This is a genomic window from Allorhizobium pseudoryzae, from assembly GCF_011046245.1.
GTDB lineage: Bacteria > Pseudomonadota > Alphaproteobacteria > Rhizobiales > Rhizobiaceae > Neorhizobium > Neorhizobium pseudoryzae.
This window is the reverse complement of record NZ_CP049241.1, coordinates 2,261,466-2,283,931: the sequence shown is the minus strand read 5'-3', so window position 1 is coordinate 2,283,931 and position 22,466 is coordinate 2,261,466. Positions and strand designations below refer to the sequence as shown.

Sequence of the window (22,466 nt, the reverse complement as noted above, 5' to 3'; positions counted from 1 at the left end):
ATGGCTGGCCGAACAAAGAAACAACCAACAGTACGTTTTCCGCCGGGACCAAAAACAAGTAGAGGAAAATTCCGATACACTCACGGAAAACTGAGTTCTGCCGCATTCCATCAAATAAGTGGAAACGAATATTCGTTCGCTTTATCGATTTGCTGTGTTAAGAGAAGACATTCGAACATTCTCTCCACCAGTCCGCAACGATCTTTGGTTTGCCTGAGGGGGCCTGGGTTCACATGTCTGACAAAATCGTCCGATGATTACGCTGGAACGCCATTCCGTTTTAAGCAAAGAAATTTCCTCGGCTGACTCGCGGGCAGCGATTGTTGCTGCGATGGAAAAGCTGCCGGCACAGTTCGGCTTTCGCTTCTTCACATTGATGACCGCGCCTGCCGCCAGCGATCATACGCTCTCGTCGCTCATCATCGAAACGACGCTGCCCCGGCGGTTGATCCAGGATTTTGACGCACGGCGCCTGCTCGCCCATTGCCCTCTGGTGCCGCTGTTGAAGAACATGGCCCTGCCGCTGTGCTGGAGCTACGATCCCGCCAGCAGTGCGGATCTGGGCCTCAATTTTCCGGACGCGATGACCCGGATGCTGAAGGTCTGGGGCGTGACCACCGGGGTGGCGATGCCTCTCCACTCGTCGGACGGATCTGTCTTCGTCATGCGGCTTGACGGCGACCGCACGCTGTTGGCGCTGCCGGAGCTCAACGAACTGGGCATGCTCTTCCTGCAGTCGTTTCGAAGCTTCGACCGGCTGCGCGGTGACGAACCGATGCATCGCAGCCTGCTGACCGCCCGCGAACTGGAAGTGGTCCGCTGGACCTCGCAGGGCAAGACATCGGTAGAAATCGCCAATATCCTCTCGTTGTCGGATCACACGGTCAACACGTATCTAAATAAGGCAATCAAGAAACTCGATTGCGTGAATCGGACTCAGCTGGTAGCCAAAGCCATTCGCCTGCGGCTGATCAGTTAGATCCTGCCTCATCAACACCCGGGCGTGCGTAGTTTTAGCGAAGGGAGCGGCCACGTTGCTTGAGGAGCAAAAGTCGCATTCATCGGTCCAGGAAACCGCCACTCAGGGGCCGTTTCAGATCACGGACACCGAAGTCGTCGAGATCTTTTCCACCTTTAATGTGCTTGGGCACTGGCGCAATGACCTGGAAACAGGTCTCGTCTATTGTTGCAAGACGATGCTCGACATCTTCGGTTTGCCGCCATCCGACGGACCGGTGAGCATGGTGGACATTTCGGCCCGCCTGCATCCAGACGATCTGACCCTGGTGATGGAAGCCCATGAATCGGCCTCCGCCGAGCCCATGCATTTCCAGAAGATCCACCGGATCCAAGACCCGGGCGGCACCTATCGCTGGTACTGCTCTGCCGGCCGTTTCCGCCCGAAGGAGGGAACGATCGGCGAGATCGTCGGCATTACCTGGGAAATCCCGCCGCAACGCTGCGAAGCGATCCAGAAGCGGATGAACACGATCTGAGGCGTCTTCAGCCGGCGCATCTTACCGATCCAGAACGCCGCGCACCTCCACCAGGTTCGACCGCGTGCGCAGAATGTAAAAGCCCATCGTCGCCAGATGCGTCGGCATGATGATGCCGGATTCGCTGCCATTCGAGATGATCGCCGGCTGGATCTTCAACGCTGCCTGGAACTGCGACAGCGTTTCCGTCCACAGCGAGCCCAGATTGCGTTCGCGGATGACCTGCGAAAAGTCGGCGCCGGCGGCGGAGAGCACCGCCGAATAGCCATAGAGCTGGCCGTAGGCGAACCAGAAACGGTCATCGGCACGGGTGTCGAACCAGCCCGCATTGTAGTTTTCCGAGCGCTCGCGCAGGATCGCCGAGGTGGACCCCAGATCATTGGCGATGCGATCGACGAACTGGACGAGGTTGTCGGCGCGCGTATCGAATGTCGCATTGCAGGCGGCGAGATCGACGTTGAACTTGCGCAGGCTGTTGATCGCCGCGCGATAGTAGCTTGGCGTCGGCGTCTTGAAGCCGAAGGGATTGAGGCCGAAATACCAGGAATATTCATCGAACTGCAGATTGCCACGCGCATCCTGCAGGTCGCCGTTGATGCCGGAGGTGCCGCGCACCCGGCCAAGCGTATCGACGAGTTCCACCGCCGTGCGGCGCACCGCCTGGTTCACGCCGCGCTGAAAGGCCGCCTTGTTGTCCAGAAACGGCGTGCGGTCCCAGTCCATGCCGAACAGGCCGAGACGGTAGAGCAGCATGGAGGAGATCCAGGCGTTCTGATTGACATTCTGATCGGTAAGATCGGCCACCGTCTCGACGATCGCGGACGACTGGCAGCTACGCGCCGGATCCGTGACGGCGGGCGTCTGCGGCACCAGAGGCTGGCCGACCGGAACGGTCCGTTCCGAGAGCCTGTAGCGCTCGGTGAAATTCGTATCGAAGCCGGTCCAGACCTGCGTCTGCCAGATGAAGTAACCATAGAGCCCGGCGAGAAAGATGAGAGCTGCGGCCACCGGCACCTTGATCATCAGATGGCGCTGTCGGTACCAGCCATGCGCGGCCATGAACGGCCAGACGATGGCGGCAAAGGCGAGCTGAAGAACCCGCCCTATGGCAGCGCCGGCACGGCGGAAAAAGGCGGAAACGGCATCCATCATCAACAGGCCCTCCAAAGACCGCCTTTCACGTAGTTATGCGGTGGCGGCTTGTCGAGACGCATTCAGCCGAAACCGGAACGCCTCATTGATCCGCGCCTTGCGCGACGACAGGCCCTTCAGGCTGAGCAGCCCCCGCTCCGCCCGGCGAAAGAGATAAGCAAGCTTCGGCACGCTCTCGTCCCCCTCATCCAGCACGAACCGTAATCCGGACAGCACGATCACGCGCTCCTCCGCATCGACGGACAGTTTGTTGATCAGGAGACTGTTCGCGCCGATGAGACCGATGATCCGATCGACGAGTTCCTGCAGCAGGTCGATGCCGGGTTGCAGGTCATCGGCCACGTGATTGCCCTCCGGTCTTCCCGCAACGGACCTCACGCGCACCAGCGCCTCGTCGAGCGCCTGTTCGCAGCGCAGAAGCAATGCGCGAAGGAAGGACCGATGATCCTCGAGCGCGCCGAGCAGGACGCCGGTTTCCCGCAACAGTGCCACCAGCGCGACAATCGCCCGACGATCCTTGTCGGCCTCGGCCCGCTCCGGCTCGCGCAGGCGAAACCGCCCCCAGATGCCGGGACGCCGTTCCGCTTCCTTCGGCTGCTGGAGGGGCGCAATCAGCCGCTGCGTTTCCTGATCCATTTCCAGGACAAGGCGCACGAGATGGCTCTCCACCTGGCGCGCCTCGATCGCCGCGCGATCCATTTCGGCAAAGGCATCGTCGAGAAGATCCCGGCGGCCGCCGCGAACGGCGAGACGGCCACCCGACAGAAGCGGGTCCGCGAAAACCGATAGCCTGCCCTGCAACGATGACAGCGCCTCGACAACCGATACTGCGTTCTTCAGAGCCTCCGCGCCCATCCTGATCCCCCACCTCGTCTGTGTGCAGGTCTATTTAGGAGACTTCGCTGTTAAAGCACAGAGGCAAACGACCGACCGGTCAGAGACCGAGCGCGGCGATTTCCTTGTCGAGACGCTCGCGGGTCTTTTTCGCCATCTTGGCGGACTTGATGCCGTCAAGATTGGCCGGGGCTCCCTCGCCGGCAACGACGAGCGCCACCATGCCCATGCCCCAATGCGGCGAGCACTTGATCACATAGGCGCCTTCCTTCGAGAAGGTGACGACCAGTTCCTGGTTCATCTTGCCCTTGAACTCCTCCACGCCTTCGGGAATGAGCTCCTTGACCGCAGCGGCGTCATGCCCCTTGTCGACGGGCACGAAGTGGACGGTGTCGCCAACGGCCACGCGCAACGCAGCCGGTTCGAAGACCATCGCTTCGCCATCCGATCCCTTGTTGAGCATCTTCACTTCGAATTCGGCGGCCGAGGCCAAAGAACTGCACAGCGAAGTGCCAGCCACCATCAGGCCGGCAGCGATCATGGTCGTGAATTTCATTGTCGGGCTCCTTCCGGACGAGCCGCCTCGTGCGGCTGTCGTTCATTGTTTCGGAGCTGCTGATACGACGCCTCGCGCACTCATGTTTTGACCGAAGTCAAACCACATTTTGGACACATTGTCGCAAATACCCCCTGGCTTCCGGCGCGAATAGGCGTGCTTGCTTGCCCTTTCCATATATTGATAATGGCCGGGGAACATAAAAATGGAGCAACACCATGCCAGGAACCACTTCGCTGAAACTATCCGTCGCGGCCATCATCACCGTGATGGCCACGGGTCAGACGCTGGCCGCCGATCCGGGGAGCTGCAGCACTGTTCGCTTTTCGGATGTGGGCTGGACGGACATCACCGCAACGACCGCAACGGCAGCCGTGCTTCTCGACGCGCTTGGCTACACGCCGGAAGTCAAGGTTCTGTCGGTTCCGGTGACCTACCAGTCACTGAAGAACAAGGACATCGATGTCTTCCTCGGCAACTGGATGCCGACGCAGGAGGCCGACGTGCGTCCCTTCCTGACCGACAAATCGGTCGAATCCTTCGGGCCGAACCTGGTCGGCGCAAAATACACGCTCGCCACCAATGCCAAGGGTGCCGAACTCGGCATCAAGGATTTCAAGGACATCGCCACCCACGCCAAGGAGTTGGACGGCAAGATCTACGGTATCGAACCCGGCAATGACGGCAACCGCCTGATCCTCGACATGATTGCCAAGGACAGTTTCGGCCTGAAGAAGCTGGACCTGGTCGAATCCTCCGAACAGGGCATGCTGGCGCAGGTCGCCCGCGCCGATCGTGCCGGCGAGCCGATCGTCTTCCTCGGCTGGGAACCGCATCCCATGAATGCCAACTTCAAGCTGACCTATCTGACGGGCGGCGACGAAGTGTTCGGTCCCGATTTCGGCGGCGCGCAGATCTACACCAATGTCCGCGCCGGCTTCACCAAGGACTGCCCGAATGTCGGCAAGTTCGTCACCAACCTGAAATTCACCCTGCCCATGGAAAACGTCATCATGGGCAAGATCCTGAATGACGGGCAGGATCCGCAGAAGGCAGCACTTGCGTGGCTGAAGGACAACCCGTCCGCCATCACCCCCTGGCTTGCCGGCGTCACGACGCTGGACGGCAAGGACGGATCGGCTGCGGTCAAGGCAAAGCTCGGCCTCTGACGGGACGAGCCCCGTGCGGAACCCCGGTGATTGCACCCGACAAGGGAGACGGTCACCGGTTCCGTGCCGATTGGTGCCGTGCGGGTGACAGGCTCGCACGATAGCATTCGCCAAGCGCTGAGTTCTCTTCTGCCTGATCGAGGCTCATGTCGCTCCCGCGCAATCTGTCCAACACGGGAAGATGTCCTTTGGAATTTCTCACAGACCATAAAATCCCGATCGGGATCTGGGCGAAACATTTCGTCGACTGGCTCACCGTCAGTGGCGCCTGGTTCTTCGACTGGCTCTCCACCGTTCTCAAGCACATCATCGATCTGCTTCTCCTCGTTCTGCAATGGCCGCATCCGCTGGCGATCGTGGCCGCCTTGACCGGGATTGCCTGGTATTTCCGCCGCTCGGCGGGCGTCGCACTGTTCACCTGTCTCGGACTGCTCTTCATCATCAACCAGGGCTACTGGAAGGAAACGACCGAGACGCTGGCGCTTGTCGTCGCCGCCGCGGCCGTCAGCATGGCAATCGGCGTGCCGGTCGGCATCGCGTCCGCCCGCCGTCCGTGGCTCTACGAGATCCTTCGCCCGATGCTCGATCTGATGCAGACGATCCCCACCTTCGTCTATCTCATTCCTGCATTGATCCTGTTCGGGCTCGGCATGGTGCCCGGACTGATCGCCACCGTCATCTTCGCCATCCCCGCTCCCATCCGCCTCACCCGTCTCGGCATCATCTCGACACCGTCGGCCCTGACCGAAGCCGCCGTCGCTTTCGGCGCAACACCCTCCCAGGTGCTGAGCAAGGTGGAACTGCCCTTTGCCATGCCGCAGATCATGGCGGGCCTGACCCAGACCATCATGCTCTCGCTCTCGATGGTGGTGATCGCAGCGCTCGTCGGCGCCAATGGTCTCGGCGTTCCGGTGGTGCGCGCGCTCAATACCGTCAACGTTGCACGCGGTTTCGAGGCCGGCCTCTGCATCGTCATTCTCGCCATCATCCTCGATCGCATGTTCCGCGCCGACAGCGAAGGGGATGGTGCATGACGGACGCAATCACCTTCGACGCCGTCGATATCGTCTTCGGCGACCAGCCGGACCGCGCCCTCGCCATGATGGACGCCGGCAAGAGCCGCGATGAGATCAGCAAGGAAACCAGCCTCGTGCTGGGCGTCTCCAAAGCCTCGCTGACCATCCGCGAGGGCGAGATCCTCGTGCTGATGGGTCTCTCCGGCTCCGGCAAGTCCACCCTTCTGCGCGCCGTCAACGGACTGGCGCCGGTGGTGCGCGGATCCGTCACGGTGATGACGAAAGGCGGCCCGGTCGATCCCTACCGCTGTTCGCCGAAGGTGCTGCGCGACCTGCGCATGCACACCGTCTCGATGGTCTTCCAGCAGTTCGGCCTTTTGCCCTGGCGCACCGTGGCCGACAATGTCGGCTTCGGCCTGGAGCTTGCCGGAGTGCCCGAAAAGGAGCGCAAGGCGCAGGTCGCCGAGCAGCTGGCGCTCGTCAACCTGTCGCAGTGGGCCGATCGCAAGGTGGGCGAACTGTCCGGCGGCATGCAGCAGCGTGTGGGCCTTGCCCGCGCTTTTGCCACCGGCGCACCCATCCTTTTGATGGACGAGCCGTTTTCGGCCCTCGACCCGCTGATCCGCACGCGCCTGCAGGATGAACTGCTCGAATTCCAAAGCCGCCTGAGAAAGACCATCCTCTTCGTCAGCCACGATCTGGACGAGGCCTTCCGCATCGGCAACCGCATCGCCATCATGGAGGGCGGGCGGATCGTCCAGTGCGGCACGCCGCAGGAGATCGTCCAGGACCCTGCGGACCGGTATGTGGCGGATTTCGTGCAGCACCTGAACCCGATCACCATGCTGAGCGCCGGTGACATCATGCGTGCCGGCGCAGACGATACCGCACAGGCACCGGTAACCGCGACCGCCAGGCGGGAAACCCCGCTGATCGACGTGATGGATGCCCTGGCGCGGCAACCGGGCGTCATCGGCATCGTTGACAACGGCGCCGTGATCGGCACCATCGGCGCAGACGACATCATCGCCGGTCTCACGCGTCACCGGCGCCGCGAAAGGTAACGCCGTGACCGACAAGCCGAACGTCTTGCGGGATCTCGATCCCGAGGCCCTCAGCCTTGCCCGCAAGCTCGTTCGTTCGGCCGGCCATGTGGCACTGGCCGTGCAGGATGCGGTGTCCGGCTTCCCCGCCGTCAGCCGCGCGCTGACGGCGACCGACCTGGATGGCACGCCGCTCATCCTGGTCTCGATGCTCGCCCTGCATACCAAAAGCCTGCTGGCAGAGCCCCGCTGCTCGCTCCTGGCGGGCGACGTCGGCAAGGGCGATCCCCTCGCCCATCCACGCATCACCCTGTTTGCAGAGGCAAGACAGGTGCCCCGCGACACCCCCGATCACCAAAGGGCGAGACGGCGCTTCCTCAACCGGCACCCCAAGGCTGCGCTCTACATCGATTTCCCCGACTTCAGCTTCTTTCGTCTGGAGCCAAGGCGGGCCTCGCTCAACGGCGGGTTCGGGCGGGCCTACGCGCTCGACGGCGACGCTTTCAAAATCGCCGTGCCGGGAGATCCCGAAGACTGGCTCCGGCTGGAAGAACGGATTATGATAAGGTATCGCGATGCGACTCAGCTGGCGGCGGCGATCGGCGCTCCGAAGGCGCATCGTTACCGTTTGGCAGGGTTGGACCCGGCCGGTTTTAACTTGATTGGCGGAAGTGTATCATTCCGATACGATTTTGTATTCGAGGGCGATGAGTGGACGGCAGTAGATGCCGAGCTGCGCGAAATACTTGAGGCTGTATACCCGATACGCAAAATTTAGGGATATACAATCCTTACTGTGAGTTGCTAGATTTATGATACATTGTTACCGCTCACAGGGCTGGTAGCGTGTTTCTAGGGGACGACTGAGGAACAAGAAATGACAACACTCACTGAGCACTCGGCTGCCGCAGCCAATCTGCTGTCCGCAATGGCCAATCCAAAGCGGCTGATGATCCTGTGTTGCCTGGTCAAGGGCGAGGTTGCCGTGGGCGCTCTCGCAACCAAGGTCGGGTTGAGCCAGTCGGCGCTCTCGCAGCACCTGTCCAAGTTGCGCGCCCAGAAGCTGGTCAACACGCGTCGCGACGCCCAGACTATCTATTATTCCAGCTCCGCGGAATCGGTCATGAAGGTTCTCGAGACGCTGGAAGGTTTGTACTGCGAAGGCGAACAGGCAAAATCTGCGGCCTGATGACAGCGCAAACATCGCGGTGCGACAAGCATTGAAGGAAGCAGGAAGGGCGCGGACCCAAGGCGCGTCCCCCCTGCTTTTTTATCACTTTCCGAGCTGATTGATCGGGACGGGGGAAGGCTTCGAGATCTCCCCGAAGGATTGCGGCGGCACATGGGAGGCACCGGATGTCGGAGCGCTACCCGGACACAAACCTCCCCCGCCTGCTGACTGAAAACCCATAAAATCCCTTTGATCAAACCATTGCCTGTGGGTGAGCACCACTGTGGCTCCCTTGCGGCGGCGGACATTTGCTCTGCCGAAAAATCCGTCCGGACTTGACCTCGGCTCCATCCTGCTCTTCCATGGCGCGGGGACCATCTGACAACGCAACCGGACAACGAGGTCGAGGAGCCGCCTATCCGTGAAACAGATGATGACTGGGCTTGCGCTGGCATTTGTCGCGCTGAGCATTCTTGTCGTGAGCCCCACCCATGCCATCGATTGGGGAAGCGCCGGCAAGGCAGACCCTCAAACCGCCCCCGCCTTTAAACCGCCGAGCCCGCACCAGCCAGAAACGGTTGCCAAGCCGGACCTGCCGGACAGCGGCTTTGATTGCGACACGGTCACCCGCATGTCCTGGGAGCGTCCAGGCGCCGAACGCGAACGGCGAAGCGGGCCTGAGCAGGTGCGCCGCTGCAGCCGCGACGGGTTCTCCTTCGAGGTCACCCCGCCCTCCCAATGAGACCGGGAACCGCGTGGGCGAGGTCCTTCAAAGGATGCGCCCGCGATGGTCCGGCGCAGGCACGAAACAGCCCTCGCGCCAGCCGAACAACCGATACCGGTTGCGGGCAATGAAGCGGTAGACGAGATCCCGCACAGGTCGCGGAACAATCCGCAATGCGCCCACCGCCTTCCACGGCCAGCCGAGCCCCTGCCCGATCGCAAGCACGGCATCGCTGTCCGTCAGCGCCCTGCCTCCCCGGACGAGCATGATCGACTGCGGATCGAGAGGATCGATCCCGTAGAGGCTTGCCAGCGCAGCGCCGGCCGGTGTCTGCAGCGCCGCCAGCCGGAAACGCGCCGCCCGGTCATGCCGCAGCACGAACTGGGCGCTCGCCGAACACAGCACGCAATCGCCATCAAACACGATGACCGGATTTTCATCGATACCCTGCTTCATGAGGATGAGATAGAAAGCAGGCGGCGCAACCGCAAGGAGAACGGGTCCAAAAGCCGTCAAAGACCAGCGCCACGATCCATTTGATCGCCGACACAGCATTGAATGGAGGCATCTGCACAAAAATCGCGCTTCACTTGATATTTCCTTGCGCAGATCCCTGCAAATTCCTAAACAATTCAGACGGGTTGCAGCCAAACATGGCGCAACCGGCATAGACCGCGCAGTCTGGTCGCCGCTTGGCACGCCCTGTTGCAGCAGGACGTCGGCGACAGCAGCTCATGCGCGAGGCGCAAAGGCCCTGCATCCGCATCGGCCGACCCAAGGAGAGCCACATGAACCTCAGAACATTGCTGGGCGCGACTGCCCTTGCCACGCTGTCCCTCGCATCCGCCGCGCGGGCCGATTTGGTCATCGGCCTGATCGCGCCGGTAACCGGCCCGGTTGCCGCCTATGGCAACCAGGTCAAGAACGGCGTCGAGACCGCCATCGACGTGATCAACAATGCCGGCGGCATCAAGGGCGAGAAGATCGTCCTGAAGATCGCTGACGATGCCGGCGAACCGAAGCAGGGCGTTTCCGCCGCCAACCAGCTGATCGGCGAAGGCATTCGTTTCGTCGTCGGCCCGGTCACCTCCGGCGTCGCCATGCCGGCCTCGGATGCGCTGGCTGAAAACGGCGTGTTGATGGTGACCCCGACGGCAACCACGCCGGCGCTCACCACCCGCGGCCTCGAAACCGTGCTGCGCACCTGCGGCCGCGACGACCAGCAGGCCGAAGTGGCCGCCGCCTATCTGCTGAAGACCGCCAAGGACAAGCGCATCGCCATCCTCAACGACAAGGGTGCTTACGGCAAAGGCCTCGCCGAAGCCTTCAAGACCGCTCTCAACAAGGGCGGCGTCAAGGAAGTCTTGAACGAGTCGTTGACGCCCGGCGAAAAGGATTTCAGCGCGCTGACCAGCCGCATCAAGGCGGAAAATGTCGATGTGGTCTATTTCGGCGGCTACCATCCGGAAGCCGGCCTGCTGGTGCGACAGTTCGCCGATATCGGCATCAAGCCGCTGTTCATCGGCGGCGACGGCCTGTCCAACACGGAACTGGCGAGCATTGGCGGTCCGGCCGCCGACGGCACACTCTTCACAACGGCGTCCGACGCCAGCAAGAACCCGGACGCCAAGTCCGCCGCCGACGCACTGGCCGCCCGCAACATCCCGATGGAATCCTTCACGTTGAATGCCTACGCGGCGGTGCAGGTCATCAAGACCGGCATCGAACGGGCCGGTAGCACCGAGGATGCCGCAGCGGTCGCCAAGGCCCTCAAATCCGGCGAGCCGGTCAAGACCGTCATCGGCGACCTCACCTATGGCGAAACCGGCGACCTGACCTCGCAGACCTTCGACCTCTTCAAATGGGAAGGCGGCAAGATGGTTCCGGTGCAATAAGCACCGACCTTTGACCTTCGGACCGGGCAGAGCGATCTGCCCGGTCTCGCATGCGCCGGGCCTCGACCAAGCCCTGCTCGGTCTGCCCCTTCCGCGCCGCGCCGCACCCGGTTACTGTGCGGCCAGCATGAATCGGAGAACGGCAGCATGAGCGATCTTGAACGGCGCATTGACCAGGGCACGGGCCGCGAGCCGGCCGATATTGTCCTGAAGGGCGGACGCTTCTTCGACCTGACCACCGGTGAACTGGTGGCCTCCGACATCGCGATCTGCGGCCAGACGATCGTCGGCACCTGCGAGGGCTACGCGGGGCGCGACGAAATCGACATCACCGGCAGGATCGTCGTGCCGGGTTTCATCGACACGCACCTGCACATCGAATCCTCGCTGGTGACCCCGCACGAATTCGACCGCTGCGTGCTGCCCTATGGCGTGACGACCGCGATCTGCGATCCGCACGAGATCGCCAATGTCATCGGTACCGAAGGCATCCAGTTCTTCCTCGATTCGTCCGAGCAGACGATCATGGACATCCGCGTCCAGCTCTCCTCCTGCGTGCCGGCCACCCATCTCGAAACCTCCGGCGCCGACCTGCCGATCGAACGGCTCCTGCCCTTCCGCGACCACCCGAAGGTGATCGGGCTTGCCGAGTTCATGAATTTCCCGGGCGTCATCCACAAGGACCCGGGGGCAATCGCCAAGCTCGACGCCTTCCAGGGCGGCCATATCGATGGCCACGCGCCGCTGCTCTCGGGCCAGGGGCTGAACGGTTATCTCTCCGCCGGCATCCGCACCGAACACGAGGCGACGAGCGCCGCAGAAGCCCTCGAAAAGATCCGCAAGGGCATGCATATCCTGGTGCGCGAAGGCTCGGTCTCGAAAGACCTGCACGCGCTGATGCCGATCATCACGGAGCGCCTCTCCCCCTATCTCGCGCTCTGCACCGATGACCGCAACCCGCTCGATATAGCCGAGGAAGGCCATCTCGATTTCATGATCCGCACGGCGATTGCCCATGGCGTCGAGCCGCTGGCGATCTACCGCGCCGCCTCGATTTCCGCGGCGCGCGCCTTCGGCCTGCGCGATCGTGGGCTGGTGGCGCCCGGCTGGCGTGCCGATCTGGTGGTCATCGACAGCCTGGAAAACTGCAAGGCCGAGATGGTGTTTGCCGGCGGCCGGCGCGTGACGGCAGACCTCTTTGCCACCCGCCAGCCGGTGGAACCGGTCGGCCTCGACAGCGTCAAGGCGCGCCTCGTCAAGGCAGCGGATTTTGCCGTGCCGGTGAAGAGCGAGGAGCAGCCGGTGATCGGCGTGCTGCCGGGCAAGATCATCACCGAACATCGCCGTTACCGCCTGCCATCGGCCGGCAACCAGACGAGCGTTGATCTTGCCAACGACATCATCAAGGTCGCCGTGATCGAACGTCACGGCAAGAACGGCAACCATGCCAACGGTTTCGTGCAAGGCTTCGGGTTGAAGAAAGGCGCAATCGCCTCCACCGTCGGCCATGACAGCCACAATATCTGCGTCGTCGGCGTCAGCGAGGAGGATATGGCGCTTGCCGTCAACCGCCTGTCGGATATTCGCGGTGGCTTCGTCGTGGTGGAAGATGGCAAGGTTACCGGCGAAATCGCGCTGCCGGTCGCCGGCCTGATGAGCCTTGAGCCCTACGAGACGGTGCGCGACACGCTGACCGAGTTGCGCAAGGCCGCCTATGCTCTGGGAACGACGCTGGCCGAACCCTTTCTGCAGGTGGCCTTCCTGCCGCTGCCGGTGATCCCGCACCTGAAGATTTCCGACATGGGCATGGTGGATGTCGACCAGTTCCGCCTGCTCGACTGAGCCTATTCGGCTCTTTGCCGCGCGCCGGGTCTGAAGGCCTGGGCAACCGCGTCCGCCGCCGAAGTGGCGGAGGTCTTGATCGCGTCGGCAATCGATTCGACGCGCTTCACCTGCGACTGGAACTCGTCGAGCGCCCGGCCCTTCAGCGTCGTACCGGCCGACATCTGCGCCTTGGTCGGATCGGCATAACGGTCGCCCACCCGCAGTTCGTAGTAAAGGTGCGGCCCGGTGGAGAGGCCGGTCGAGCCGACATAGGCTATCACCTCTCCCTGTGAGACATGCTGACCGACGCTCAGGCCCTTCGGCGTACCGGCAATATGCGCATAGGTCGTGGTGTACCCGCCGTCATGCCGGATGCGGACATACTTGCCATACCCCCATTCGGAGGAAATCTTGATGACGACCCCATCGCCTGCGGCAAGGATCGGAGATCCCTCTGGTGCCCGGTAATCGACGCCGTTGTGAAATTTGCGAACCTTCAAAATGGGATGAACGCGCCAGCCAAAGCCATCGCCCAGCTTGCCGGCCGGCACCGGCTTGTGCATCAGGTGTTTGGACACGGAGCGGCCGCTGTCGTCGAAATATTCCGCCTCGCCATCGTCCGACGCGGCATAACGATAGAAATGCCGCTCCTTTCCGTCCTGCCGCACGGTCACCGAGACCAGATCTTCGCCACCCGCCTCTGTCTTGCGGAACACGACGTCGATGACAGGCTCCTTGTCCTCACCCTCCCACTGGATGCCGTTCTTGCGCAGGAGATCGACCACCTGCACGCCGACGCGGGAGGGAATGTTGGACTGCTTCAGATGAGAGACCAGTTTCGGATAGTCCGCCTGCGCGCGCGACAAGGCCTTCACATCCTGCGGCTTGGCCGTGCTTTTGGCAGACCGGTTGGTCTCTTCCGCCGCCAGCGCCTCGGCCAGCAGCCGATCGTAGAGACGCCGGTCACCCACCGCCTGAAAATGGCCGTTGTCTCGCCGGGCAAGCAGCCGCTCCTTGCCATCCTTGCTTCTGTGCCGCACGAAAATGATCTGGCGGCTCTGCTTGCCTTGCTCGGCCTCGCGCACCAGAAGATCAAGCTCTTCGCCCGCCTTGACGCTCCCCGCGCCGAGATCGGCGGCGAGTGCGGCAAACTCACATTCGGGAATATCGACGGCCCCTTCGATATTGATCAGCGCTTCGTCATGCGCCGGCATGGAAACAAGGCGCCGCACCTGCCCCGCCGGCTTGACCGGCGCAATGCTGACATTGATCGGCTCGCCCAGAACCGGACCGAGCCTGCCCCGCTTCGCCGCAAGTCCCGTCAGCCCACCAGATGACGGCTTCTGATCCTGCGTTCCACGCAGCACAAGCCCGAACGGATCATCGCCGGTGTCGCCATCCTGATAGGCGGCAAGCAGGGGAGAGGTTTTGTCTTCGGCGGCGGATAGATCGAGCGACACGTTGAAATAGGAGGAATGGGCCAGCGAGCCGTCCCCCATGCGCTCGATGAGGTCGAGCTTGCGCGGGGCACTGGCAAGCTCCGGCATCCACACACGCCCGGTCTTCGGTGTCGCCACCGGCTGGCGCCGGCTGCGGGCCAGCACCACCGATTTCTGCGGTTTGGGCAGATGGCCCACCGCATGGGTGATGGTTTCGGTGAGAAGACAGGTCGAGCCCGCCGCCAGCAGAAGCAGGGCGAGCGAAACGCGCCAATGCGCCCGGATCGAGTAGGCAATCACATGCTGGCGGGGATGAATGGCACCGAACCGGCAATCTGCGTCGTCCGATCCTGCGTGAAGTGCCGCTATCGCCATCCGCCGAAGCTCCGTTTGAAGGTCCGGCAGACGTTATCGTGTTCCGTGGCGAAAATGTGTCAGCCGCGCCGCAAGACCATGCCCGCGTGGTAGAGCACATCGTTGCGAAACTCGCCGTCGGCGGAAAAGCCGGTATCGTCCTTGTAGTCGATCTGGTTGCCCCGCACCTCGTAACGGCCCTGATAGGCGCGTTCGCGGTTGCCTCGGCCTTCAACGTAACGGCCATTCGGCAAGAGTTCGTGGCGGATAAAACCGTCATCGGTTATCCACAGCCCGGTATAGGAATGGCTGGTCATGGGTCTCTCCTGGGTCTTTCCGGGATGCTCTCGATGGGTAGGGATTGCATGATTGTCGGCAGTGATCCGGCAGACCTGCAATCCCACCCCTTTCAAGCAAGCTCAGCCGTTCATATATCGGCGGCGAAGTTCGGCACGCTTGCGACGTTCGACGGATATGCGGTGCTGCGTCTTCGTCGTTTCGATCAGGTGTACGACCCAGTTCAATGGGCTTTCGAGTAGCCGCTGGAAATGTTGCATCTCCGTCTCCTTTCTATGGAATGTGCGTTTTGCGTTGCAGGAGCAATATGGCAAACGAGACAGCAGACGCGGTAGATCAGGACTCCGAGATGATTGCACAAAAATCCGGAGCTTGCGGAAATCCCCTGGCTTCAGCAAGCCATCGCTGATATTCAACATGACACAAAGGCTGGATTTCCGGCTTGTACGAATGGATTGGAAAGGCACGACGATGCAGCAGCTCGAGGCCCTCTCTCGCTTGATTGCACAACACACCGAGGCTGACGGGATCGTGGAAACCGCCATCCCGCGCCTCAGCCTGGTGCGCGTCTCAAAACCGACGGAACCGATGCTGGGTGTGCAGCAGCCGTCGCTCTGCCTGATCGCGCAGGGATCGAAACAGGTGATCCTTGCGGACGAGATCTATGATTACGGTCCGGCGCGCCATCTGATCGCCTCCGCCGACCTGCCGATCACCGGGCAGGTGCTGGAGGCCAGTCCCGGCGTTCCGTATCTGAGCCTCAAGCTTGACCTCGACATGAATGCGCTCGCTGCCCTGGTGATGGAGGTGCCGATTGCCTCATCCTCCGCCTCGCCGTCGAAAAGCTGCGGCAAGGCGATCTGCCTCAGCCGCACGGATCCGAAGCTGGTCGATGCGGCGCTGAGGTTGGTCAGCCTGCTCGACACGCCGGACGATATCCCCGTGATGGCACCGCTGATCGAACGGGAAATCCTCTACCGCCTGCTGCGCGGCGACCAGGCGGCAAAACTTCGGCGCATGCTGATGCCGGAAAGCCGGCTGTCGCAGGTCAACCGGGCAATCGCCTGGATCCGGCAGAACTACCACCGCCCGTTCAGCATCGACCAAGTGGCCCGCGAGGCGCGCATGAGCACCTCGTCCCTGCACGAGCATTTTCGCGAAGTGACGGCCATGAGCCCGCTGCAATACCAGAAGCAGCTGCGCCTGCAGGAGGCGCGGCGGCTGATTCTCGCAGAAGCGCTCGACGCGGCAAGCGCCGCCCATCGCGTCGGGTACGACAGCCCCTCGCAGTTCAGCCGCGAATATCGCCGTCTGTTCGGCGCACCGCCGATCCAGGATGTCTCGCGCCTGAAGACGGAGCCGGCAGCCTTTGCACCGGCCTCCGCCTGAGGCAAACCCTCAAAGACGCGCGCAGAACACGTCAAACGACTTAAGGCGCACCACCTTGTCGTCCATCTCCGGATTGTAGCCCGGCATCGGCAGCGGGTGGCAATCGGCAAGCGACGCCGGCAGCAGATAATCCTGTGCTTCGCGCGTCAGGTTGAAGACGAAGAGCAGCCGTTCGCCGCCCTTTTCGCGCACGAAGGCCAGAAGATCCGCCTGCGTGTCGAGGAAGGTCATGTCTCCATCCAGCAGCGCGCCATGCGCCCGGCGGAAGGCAAGCGTCTCGCGGTAATGCGCGAGGATCGAGGTCTCGATCCCCTCCTGCGCGCTGACGGCAAGCGGCAGATGCTCCGGCGGCACGGGAAGCCAGGCCTTCGGCCCGGAACTGAAGCCGCCAAGCGGCTGATCCGCCTCCCAGACCATCGGCGTGCGGCATCCGTCACGGCCCTTGAAGGCCGGCCAGAAGCGGATGCCATAAGGGTCGCGCAGATCCTCGAAGGACAGCTCCGCCTCGGGAAGCCCGAGCTCCTCTCCCTGATAGAGGCAGATCGAACCGCGCAGCGTCGACAGCACGCTGATGGCGAGCTTGGCGATCGGCTCGCGCTCTTCCGGCGCCTCCATGAAGCGGGAGACATGCCGCACCACGTCATGGTTGGAAAAGGCCCAGCAGACCCAGCCATTCGTGACGATCTCCTGGCACTTCGACACCACGCCACGGATATGGTCGGCGGTAAAGCGCGGGCTCAGAAGGTCGAAGGTGTAGCACATGTGCAGCTTGTCATTGCCGCTCGTGTAAATGGCAAGCGTCGTCAGCGAACGGTCCGCATCGCCCACCTCGCCCACCGTCGTGCGGCAATCGTAGCGGTCGAGCAGCGCGCGCAAGCGCTTCAGGAAATCGATGTTCTCCGGCTGGCTCTTGTCATAGAGATGGTGCTGCATCGAATACGGGTTGGTATCCGTCTCAAGCCCCGTCGAGTTCGGATCGTAGACCATCGGCGGATTGTTGCGCAGCTGCTTGTCATGGAAATAGTAGTTGACGGTATCCAGCCGGAAACCGTGCACGCCGCGATCCAGCCAGAATTTCACCGTCGCCAGCACGGCATCCTGCACATCCGGGTTGTGGAAGTTGAGATCCGGCTGCGAGGACAGGAAGTTGTGCATGTAATACTGCTTGCGCACGCCATCCCATTCCCAGGCCGGCCCGCCGAAAATCGACAGCCAGTTGTTGGGCGCCGTGCCATCCGGCTTCGGATCGGCCCAGATGTACCAGTCGGCGCGCGGATTGGTACGGCTCGCCCGGCTTTCGATGAACCAGGGGTGCTGGTCGGAGGTGTGCGAAATCACCTGGTCGATGATGACCTTGAGGCCCAGCCGGTCGCATTCGGCCATCATCGCATCGAAATCGGCGAGCGTGCCGAACATCGGATCGACGTTGCAATAATCGGACACGTCATAGCCCATGTCCGCCATCGGCGAAGTGAAGAAAGGCGACAGCCAGATCGCATCCACACCGAGCGAGGCAATATGCGGCAGGCGGGCCGTGATGCCCTGGATATCGCCGATGCCATCCCCGGACGTATCCTGGAAGGAGCGCGGATAGACCTGATAGATCACCGCGCCGCGCCACCAGTTCGGATCGCCCTTGCGTACCGTTCCCGTTGCCATGCCGTCTCTGCTCCGTCTGCGTTTCTGTTCTGACGACAACCTAGTGACCTTGCGGCAAAAGACAAATGAAGATGAACCCGATGATGCGGCGACGCCTCAGGAATGACAGAAGCGTGAACCGCCGGCTTGCCTTGCATCACGGTTCGGCCTATTCCGCTTGCGGGGCAGAAGGAGAGAGTAACATTTCATGACAAGACGCATTCTCTCGATCGGCGAGTGCATGGTGGAGCTGTCGCAGGCGGGCAACGGCCTGTTGCGCAAGGGTTTTGCCGGCGACACGTTCAACACCGCCTGGTATCTGCGCGCCAACCTGCCGGATGACGTGGCCGTCGATTATCTCACCTGCCTCGGCGATGACGCGCTTTCGGGCGAGATGCTGAGCTTCATGGAAAAGGCCGGCATCGGCACCGACCACATCCGCCAGGTTCCGGGCAAGACGCCCGGCCTTTACCTGATTTCGCTGAAGGACGGCGAACGCACCTTCAGCTACTGGCGCGACACCTCGGCCGCCCGCATGCTCGCCGATGACGCCGAGCATCTGCGCCGGGCGATCGAGACGGCGGATGTCGTCTATTTCTCCGGCATCACGCTCGCGATCCTCAGCCCGACGGCGCGCGAAACGCTGCTGTCGGAACTGCGCCGCGCCAAAGCCTCGGGCAAGACGGTTGCCTATGACCCGAACATCCGCCCGCGCCTCTGGGAAAACCGCGAGGTCATGCTGGACACGATCAGCGCCGGCGCACGTGCCGCGACCATCGTTTTGCCGAGCTTCGATGACGAAAACACCCATTTCGGCGATCCGAACGTCGCGGCCACCATCGAGCGCTACCAGTCGCTTGGGCCACGCCAGGTGATCGTCAAGAGCGGCGCGCAAGGCGCGACCGTTGGCGAGGACGGTGAGACGATCTTCGTTCCCGCCGCCCGCCCGGAAAGCCTGGTGGATACCACAAGCGCCGGCGACAGTTTCAATGGCGGCCTGCTGGCAAGACTGATGATGGGAAGCCCCCTGCCGGAAGCCGCCGCCCACGGCGCCGCAGTCGCCTCCGTGGTGATCGCCCATCACGGTGCGCTGATCGATTTTGCGCTGTTGCCGGGGTGAGGCTCACTAGGCGAGGTCAGTTTGCGTGAAGTCATCGCCTTTGTAGACGAGCGACAGGCCTGCTGACTTGGCACAGCCATAGGCAAAGACGTCTCCCATGTTCAGCCGCGCCGGGTGTCCTGCCACCTTCCCGTAGCGTATAGATTCATCCTTGGCGAAGGCGCCGACGGCTGGTGTAATCGCCATATCGTGCGCATCCAGAGCGTCGATGAACTGATCGACCGCCGCCGCAGCTGCAACCATGATCTGCGGAAGCGAACGCTTTCCTTGAGGGATCGCATCCGCTTTGGCACGGGTGACCGCAAGCATCGCCTCCATTCGAACGAGTGGTGACACGAAAAAAGGGCCGCCCAATTGCTCAAGGCGGCTTACCCAGGTTTCCGCATCCGCCTCGGGCTTCAAGATTGCCACGATCACGGATGCATCCAGGAAATACATCAGTTGCCCCAGAGCTGGTCGGAGAACGGCTTGAACTGAAAATGAGGAGCAGATGGCCCGATCGCATCCGCTGTCGCACGAGCCCTAGCGATCTTCTCACGCAGCGGAGTATGGGACCGCGCCCGCTGCAGCTCGTGGCGGAGTGCCTGCCGAAGCGCCTCGGTCGTATCAGGCACCTTCAACAGTTCCTGCAATTCGACCGCCATGGCGGCAATCTCATCGTCGCGCACAACAAATGACATCGAAAACCCCTTTTTTTCGAACAATAGCACCGCATGCACGGGGAAACAACGCAACTGCCCCTGACATCAGCATGTAACACGCATCATCGATAAGGGCCCTCATCATGGGTGCGGCATGCGAGTCGTGCCCAGTCCCAGCGAGGGTCGGGTGCATGACCAGAATCACCATCGTGAGCGATGCCTGGTATCCGCAGGTCAACGGCGTGGTGCGCTCCATCGAGAACACCAATCGCGAGCTGACCCGCATGGGTGTCGAGGTCTCGATGATCACGCCGCAGGATTTTTCGAGCGTCCCCTGCCCCACCTATCCGGAGATCCGGCTTTCCGTCGCCAGTTATTCGGCAGTCGCCAAACTCTTGGAAAGCCAGGGGCCGACCTCGGTACATATCGCGACCGAAGGACCGCTCGGGCTTCTCGCCCGTCGCTGGTGCCTGAAGAACGATCTGCCGTTCTCCACCAGCTACCACACGCGGTTTCCCGAATATGTGGCGGCGCGGTTTCCCGTGCCGATCCGCTGGATGCGCGCCTTCGTGCGCTGGTTCCACAATGCCGGCAATGGCTGCATGGTGGCGACTGCGAGCCTGGAGCGCGAACTCTCCAAGCTCGGACTGAAAAACCTTCTGCGCTGGAGCCGCGGCATCGATCAGGCGCAGTTTCATCCCCGCCCACTGGAGGACGAACCGTTTGGCCTCCAGCGGCCGATCTTCATGACGGTCAGCCGCATTGCCGTCGAAAAAAACCTGCCGGCCTTTCTTGATCTCGACCTGCCGGGCTCAAAGGTGGTGGTCGGCGACGGGCCGGAGCGGGAAGCGCTGCAGCGGCGTTATCCGGACGTGCTGTTTACCGGCATGAAGACGGGTGAAGATCTGGCCCGCGCCTATGCGCAGGCCGATGTCTTTGTCTTCCCGTCGAAGACCGACACGTTCGGCAATACGATCCTGGAAGCACTCGCGAGCGGCGTTCCGGTGGCAGCTTTTCCCGTCACCGGGCCGGTCGATATCATAGAGGAAGGGTCCGGTGCAGGCGCCTTGAACGAGGACCTGCGCCAGGCCTGCCTTGATGCACTGTCCTGCCCGCGCGAAAACGCGCGCCGCCTGGCGCGCCATTTCACCTGGGAAGCGGCGTCCAAACAGTTCCTCAACAATGTGCTGATCGCCCAGGGCAAGAAGAATCTCTCCGGCCGCAAGGGCGGCTTTCGCGCCGCCCTGCCGTCGTGACTACCGCTTCTTGCGCTTGTTCTCGAACGGGTTTTCCGCCGCCCGCAAGTGGATGCGCACAGGCACGCCCGGCATCTGGAAATCAGCGCGCAGGCCGTTGATCAGATAGCGCAGGTATGATTCCGGCACGGAATCGGGCCGCGTGCAGGAAATCATGAAGGCCGGCGGGCGCGCTTTCACCTGCGTCATGTATTTGAGCTTCAGGCGACGGCCGGAGACCGCCGGTGGCGGATGCTGAATTTGAACCCCGTCCAGCCAGCGATTGAGCTTGGCGGTCGAAATGCGCTTATTCCACACCATGTCGGTGTCGATGATGTTCTGCATCAGCTTGTCGAGCGCATAGCCCGTCTGGCCGGAGATCGGCACGGCGCGGATGCCGCGCGCCTGCGGCAAAAGCCGTTCGGTCTTTTCGCGCAGATCCGCCAGCACCGCCTGCGGATCTTCCACGAGATCCCACTTGTTGAAGGCGAGAACCGCGGCGCGCCCTTCGCGCAGCACCAGATCAACGATCTGCAGGTCCTGCTTCTCGAAGGGAATGGTGGCGTCGAAGACGATGACGACGGTCTCCGCGAAACGGATGGCGCGCAGCGTATCGGCAACCGACAGCTTTTCGAGTTTTTCCTGCACGCGCGCCTTGCGGCGCATGCCGGCTGTATCGAACATCTTGATGGTGCGGCCGCGCCAGTCCCATTCGACCGAGATGGAATCGCGGGTGATGCCGGCTTCCGGGCCGGTCAGCAGCCGGTCCTCACCCAGGAAACGGTTGATCAGCGTCGATTTGCCGGCGTTCGGCCGGCCGACGATCGCCACCCGCAGCGGCTTGGTATCGTCATAGGCCGGTTCGGTCTCTTCGTCCTCGTCGTCCGAAAAACGCACATCGATGTCGGTGATCGCTTCGTCGTCCTCGTCGTCGACAAACGCCTTTTCCGGGCCGATCGCCTCGACGATCGCGTCGCGCAGGTCGATCATGCCCTGGCCATGTTCGGCCGAAATCGGCACCGGCTCGCCAAGACCCAGCGTATAGGCGTCGTAGAAGCCGCCGTCGGAACCACGCGCTTCGGATTTGTTGGCGACAAGCACCACCGGCTTGCCGCGCCGGCGCAGCATTTCCGCCAGCGACTGGTCGACCGGCGTCAGGCCCATCTTGGCATCCACGACGAAGAGCGACAGATCCGCCTCGTCGATCGCCTTTTCCGTCTGGGCGCGCATGCGGCCTTCGAGCGTCTCGGGCCCCGCCTCTTCGAGACCGGCGGTATCGATGATGCGGAAGCGAAGATCGACAAGCTTCGCGTCGCCCGGGCGACGGTCACGCGTCACACCCGGCGTGTCATCGACAAGCGCCAGCTTCTTGCCAACCAGACGGTTGAACAGCGTGGACTTGCCGACATTGGGGCGCCCGACAATGGCGACGGTGAAGCTCATGGAAAAGTGCCTTTCTGGGCCTTCTTGTTC

General features: G+C 62.3%; 24 protein-coding genes. 13 read left to right on the top strand and 11 right to left on the bottom strand.

The window, feature by feature from the left end; genetic code table 11:
- Window positions 1-253 precede the first annotated feature (253 nt).
- Together G6N78_RS11075 and G6N78_RS11070 are read left to right on the top strand one after the other, a co-directional pair.
- Window positions 254-979: a helix-turn-helix transcriptional regulator gene (locus tag G6N78_RS11075; RefSeq protein WP_165218346.1), complete on the top strand. Its 726-nt coding sequence runs from the start codon at window positions 254-256 to the stop codon at window positions 977-979.
- Between the two features lie 55 nt (window positions 980-1,034).
- Window positions 1,035-1,496 carry a PAS domain-containing protein gene (locus tag G6N78_RS11070; RefSeq protein ID WP_165218344.1) on the top strand — a complete coding sequence of 154 codons (462 nt, stop codon included), beginning with the start codon at window positions 1,035-1,037 and terminating at the stop codon, window positions 1,494-1,496.
- A gap of 21 nt (window positions 1,497-1,517) precedes the next feature.
- Here G6N78_RS11070 and G6N78_RS11065 read toward each other — a convergent pair whose 3' ends face one another.
- The 3 genes from G6N78_RS11065 to G6N78_RS11055 form a co-directional block, all read right to left on the bottom strand.
- Entirely contained in the window at window positions 1,518-2,648 is a 1,131-nt protein-coding gene (locus G6N78_RS11065; RefSeq protein ID WP_165218342.1) for a DUF2333 family protein, read from the bottom strand.
- A 33-nt stretch (window positions 2,649-2,681) separates the two neighbouring features.
- Window positions 2,682-3,503: a hypothetical protein gene (locus tag G6N78_RS11060; RefSeq protein ID WP_165218340.1), complete on the bottom strand. Its 822-nt coding sequence runs from the start codon at window positions 3,501-3,503 to the stop codon at window positions 2,682-2,684.
- 79 nt (window positions 3,504-3,582) lie between these two features.
- Window positions 3,583-4,038 (bottom strand): pseudoazurin, encoded by a 456-nt coding sequence (locus G6N78_RS11055; RefSeq protein WP_370691405.1) that lies wholly within the window; start codon window positions 4,036-4,038, stop codon window positions 3,583-3,585.
- A 218-nt stretch (window positions 4,039-4,256) separates the two neighbouring features.
- Between G6N78_RS11055 and G6N78_RS11050 the strand changes: the two genes are divergently transcribed.
- The 6 genes from G6N78_RS11050 to G6N78_RS11025 all read left to right on the top strand — a co-directional run bounded on the left by G6N78_RS11050 (window position 4,257) and on the right by G6N78_RS11025 (window position 9,179).
- The gene (locus tag G6N78_RS11050; protein WP_165218338.1) at window positions 4,257-5,207 is read left to right on the top strand and encodes a choline ABC transporter substrate-binding protein; all 951 of its coding nucleotides are present in this window, start codon (window positions 4,257-4,259) and stop codon (window positions 5,205-5,207) included.
- Between the two features lie 188 nt (window positions 5,208-5,395).
- Complete coding sequence (gene choW, locus G6N78_RS11045) at window positions 5,396-6,241, top strand: choline ABC transporter permease subunit (protein ID WP_165218336.1); 846 nt, start codon at window positions 5,396-5,398, stop codon at window positions 6,239-6,241.
- Window positions 6,238-7,287, top strand: a complete 1,050-nt coding sequence (choV, locus tag G6N78_RS11040; RefSeq protein WP_165218334.1) for a choline ABC transporter ATP-binding protein — start codon at window positions 6,238-6,240, stop codon at window positions 7,285-7,287. The genes choW and choV overlap by 4 nt, the downstream gene beginning before the upstream one ends.
- A 4-nt stretch (window positions 7,288-7,291) precedes the next feature.
- On the top strand, window positions 7,292-8,044 hold the full coding sequence (locus G6N78_RS11035; RefSeq protein WP_165218332.1) for a HugZ family pyridoxamine 5'-phosphate oxidase: 753 nt from the start codon (window positions 7,292-7,294) through the stop codon (window positions 8,042-8,044).
- A 99-nt stretch (window positions 8,045-8,143) separates the two neighbouring features.
- Window positions 8,144-8,455, top strand: a complete 312-nt coding sequence (locus tag G6N78_RS11030; protein WP_165218330.1) for an ArsR/SmtB family transcription factor — start codon at window positions 8,144-8,146, stop codon at window positions 8,453-8,455.
- Between the two features lie 403 nt (window positions 8,456-8,858).
- On the top strand, window positions 8,859-9,179 hold the full coding sequence (locus tag G6N78_RS11025) for a hypothetical protein (protein WP_165218328.1): 321 nt from the start codon (window positions 8,859-8,861) through the stop codon (window positions 9,177-9,179).
- A gap of 27 nt (window positions 9,180-9,206) precedes the next feature.
- On the opposite strand, the gene G6N78_RS11020 is transcribed toward G6N78_RS11025, so the two are convergent.
- Window positions 9,207-9,617: a thiol-disulfide oxidoreductase DCC family protein gene (locus tag G6N78_RS11020; RefSeq protein ID WP_165221635.1), complete on the bottom strand. Its 411-nt coding sequence runs from the start codon at window positions 9,615-9,617 to the stop codon at window positions 9,207-9,209.
- Between the two features lie 332 nt (window positions 9,618-9,949).
- Between G6N78_RS11020 and G6N78_RS11015 the strand changes: the two genes are divergently transcribed.
- Together G6N78_RS11015 and ade are read left to right on the top strand one after the other, a co-directional pair.
- A complete protein-coding gene (locus tag G6N78_RS11015; protein WP_165218326.1) occupies window positions 9,950-11,056 on the top strand; it encodes an ABC transporter substrate-binding protein in 1,107 nt (368 codons plus the stop codon).
- A gap of 147 nt (window positions 11,057-11,203) precedes the next feature.
- Entirely contained in the window at window positions 11,204-12,898 is a 1,695-nt protein-coding gene (gene ade, locus G6N78_RS11010) for an adenine deaminase (RefSeq protein WP_165218324.1), read from the top strand.
- 2 nt (window positions 12,899-12,900) lie between these two features.
- Here the strand turns inward: ade and G6N78_RS11005 are convergent, their stop codons facing one another.
- The 3 genes from G6N78_RS11005 to G6N78_RS10995 are packed head-to-tail and all read right to left on the bottom strand — an operon-like array spanning window position 12,901 to window position 15,230.
- The gene (locus tag G6N78_RS11005; protein ID WP_165218322.1) at window positions 12,901-14,694 is read right to left on the bottom strand and encodes a M23 family metallopeptidase; all 1,794 of its coding nucleotides are present in this window, start codon (window positions 14,692-14,694) and stop codon (window positions 12,901-12,903) included.
- Window positions 14,695-14,753: 59 nt separating this feature from the next.
- On the bottom strand, window positions 14,754-15,035 hold the full coding sequence (locus G6N78_RS11000) for an Atu4866 domain-containing protein (protein WP_234905953.1): 282 nt from the start codon (window positions 15,033-15,035) through the stop codon (window positions 14,754-14,756).
- A 57-nt stretch (window positions 15,036-15,092) separates the two neighbouring features.
- Window positions 15,093-15,230: a hypothetical protein gene (locus G6N78_RS10995; RefSeq protein WP_165218318.1), complete on the bottom strand. Its 138-nt coding sequence runs from the start codon at window positions 15,228-15,230 to the stop codon at window positions 15,093-15,095.
- Window positions 15,231-15,441: 211 nt separating this feature from the next.
- On the opposite strand from G6N78_RS10995, the gene G6N78_RS10990 reads away from it, so the two are divergent.
- Window positions 15,442-16,359: an AraC family transcriptional regulator gene (locus tag G6N78_RS10990; RefSeq protein ID WP_165218316.1), complete on the top strand. Its 918-nt coding sequence runs from the start codon at window positions 15,442-15,444 to the stop codon at window positions 16,357-16,359.
- Between the two features lie 9 nt (window positions 16,360-16,368).
- Here the strand turns inward: G6N78_RS10990 and bglA are convergent, their stop codons facing one another.
- Window positions 16,369-18,018, bottom strand: coding sequence for a beta-galactosidase BglA (bglA, locus tag G6N78_RS10985; RefSeq protein ID WP_165218314.1), 1,650 nt, complete (start codon window positions 18,016-18,018; stop codon window positions 16,369-16,371).
- A gap of 187 nt (window positions 18,019-18,205) precedes the next feature.
- Here bglA and G6N78_RS10980 point away from each other — a divergent pair, with 187 nt between their 5' ends.
- The gene (locus tag G6N78_RS10980; protein ID WP_165218312.1) at window positions 18,206-19,117 is read left to right on the top strand and encodes a sugar kinase; all 912 of its coding nucleotides are present in this window, start codon (window positions 18,206-18,208) and stop codon (window positions 19,115-19,117) included.
- Between the two features lie 6 nt (window positions 19,118-19,123).
- Here the strand turns inward: G6N78_RS10980 and G6N78_RS10975 are convergent, their stop codons facing one another.
- Window positions 19,124-19,555, bottom strand: coding sequence for a type II toxin-antitoxin system VapC family toxin (locus tag G6N78_RS10975; RefSeq protein ID WP_165218310.1), 432 nt, complete (start codon window positions 19,553-19,555; stop codon window positions 19,124-19,126).
- Window positions 19,555-19,797: a type II toxin-antitoxin system VapB family antitoxin gene (locus tag G6N78_RS10970; protein ID WP_165218308.1), complete on the bottom strand. Its 243-nt coding sequence runs from the start codon at window positions 19,795-19,797 to the stop codon at window positions 19,555-19,557. The genes G6N78_RS10975 and G6N78_RS10970 overlap by 1 nt, the downstream gene beginning before the upstream one ends.
- A gap of 152 nt (window positions 19,798-19,949) precedes the next feature.
- Here G6N78_RS10970 and G6N78_RS10965 point away from each other — a divergent pair, with 152 nt between their 5' ends.
- Complete coding sequence (locus G6N78_RS10965) at window positions 19,950-21,014, top strand: glycosyltransferase family 4 protein (protein ID WP_165218306.1); 1,065 nt, start codon at window positions 19,950-19,952, stop codon at window positions 21,012-21,014.
- Here the strand turns inward: G6N78_RS10965 and der are convergent, their stop codons facing one another.
- Window positions 21,015-22,436, bottom strand: a complete 1,422-nt coding sequence (gene der / locus G6N78_RS10960; RefSeq protein ID WP_165218304.1) for a ribosome biogenesis GTPase Der — start codon at window positions 22,434-22,436, stop codon at window positions 21,015-21,017.
- Window positions 22,437-22,466: the final 30 nt, after the last annotated feature.